The sequence below is a fragment of the Sulfitobacter sediminilitoris genome, assembly GCF_010667575.1.
Lineage (GTDB): Bacteria > Pseudomonadota > Alphaproteobacteria > Rhodobacterales > Rhodobacteraceae > Sulfitobacter > Sulfitobacter sediminilitoris.
In genome coordinates this window covers 1-1,324 of record NZ_JAABNT010000072.1, presented here as the reverse complement: position 1 = coordinate 1,324, position 1,324 = coordinate 1, and the positions used below count along the sequence as shown (strand labels likewise).

2 protein-coding genes are annotated in these 1,324 nt (G+C 55.1%); both read left to right on the top strand.

Features of this window, described 5'->3' with window-relative positions; all coding sequences use genetic code 11:
* A partial coding sequence (locus tag GV827_RS23485) for a hypothetical protein (protein WP_204326067.1) occupies positions 1-196 on the top strand: 196 nt, incomplete at its 5' end.
* A 71-nt stretch (positions 197-267) separates the two neighbouring features.
* Positions 268-1,185, top strand: a complete 918-nt coding sequence (locus GV827_RS23145; protein ID WP_164356694.1) for a ketopantoate reductase family protein — start codon at positions 268-270, stop codon at positions 1,183-1,185.
* The last annotated feature ends 139 nt before the right edge of the window (positions 1,186-1,324 follow it).

The following is a 1,324-nucleotide window of genomic DNA, read 5'->3' as shown; positions in this document are numbered from 1 at the left end:
GAAAACTCATAGAACAGCGCTGCCTGCGCTTCCTGCTTCGGTCCCATCATGGCTCATTCTCCCGCTCGTTGAGAGAATTGAATCAGCAGTTCATGCACCAATCAAGGAAGAGTTTTTCAACAAAATCAGCCCGAAGCGGCCACTAAAAAAAGACTTTTCAAGCCGTAATGTGCTGCGTGGCCCGGTAGTGCCTTAACCCACTCCCCTTTTGGCAAAAAGCTCGTTTATGGTATCCTTATCGTGGGACTAAAACCATCGGAGGGGACAATGAAGATTGCAACTGTAGCAACGGGTGGGATCGGTGGCTTTCTGGCCGTCAAACTGGGCTTGTGCGGGCATCAAATCGTGACGATCGCGCGCGGGGCCCACCTAGATGCCATATCCAAGGACGGTCTTACTCTTGTCGCGCCAAACGGCAAACTCACCATTCACCCGTGGATCGCGACGGATGATACCTCTGAGGTCGGAGAGGTCGATGTGATCATTTTCGGCGTCAAAGGCGATGACCTCGAAGCTGCAGCCGAGGCCTGCAAACCCATGTTGGGGAACGACACCGTCGTGGTGCCATTCCTGAACGGCGTAGAGGCCTCCGATCGACTCGCGGAGATTTTGCCGGAAGCCAATGTCGCGAATGGAATGGCTCAGGTTTCCACAACCATCTCGGCACCAGGAGTGATTGCGCAAACTGGAGATTTTAACCTGTTCGTCTTCGCAGAACGCGACAACCGGCCATCGGAGCGGATTGGGGCACTTCAGAAAGCATTGACGGACGCGGGCGTTTCGGCACCGGAAACGGATGATATCGAGCGCGACCTCTGGTCCAAGTTTGTTCTTTTCTCCGCCGTATCAGGGGTTACCGCCGCAGCCCGCTGCACCATTGCCGACATCACAGGTATCCCTGAATTAGCCGCTGTTTTCCAGGAGGTCGTGCGTGAAACTGCTGCGTTGGGCCGTGCTTCTGGTGTCGCTCTACCCGATGACATCGAGACAAAGACATGGGAGCGGGTGCAAACTCTTCCACCTAGCATGCGCGCCTCCACAGCAATCGATGTTGAATATGGTCGGCCGTTAGAGATCGAATGGATATCTGGTGCCGCAGCACGCATGTCCGAGAAAGCGGGACTGGACGCACCAATGAACAGAACTCTCTATGCTTTGTTGCTGCCACATTGGGAAGGCCGATGACGTAGATCGGCTTGTGAGAACGCCGGTGGAATACTGCACCACGTGAGCGGCGAGATTGTCTTGTCGCAGATGGGCTGATTGGCCTGTCCTGTTAGGCTCTTCGTTTTGGCGGAGGGCGGGATTGAAGCACGTGGAATTG

Excerpts from the sequence above, each read along its gene's own strand:
- GV827_RS23145 (WP_164356694.1), top strand. The coding sequence starts at position 268 with ATGAAGATTGCAACTGTAGCAACGGGTGGGATCGGTGGCTTTCTGGCC.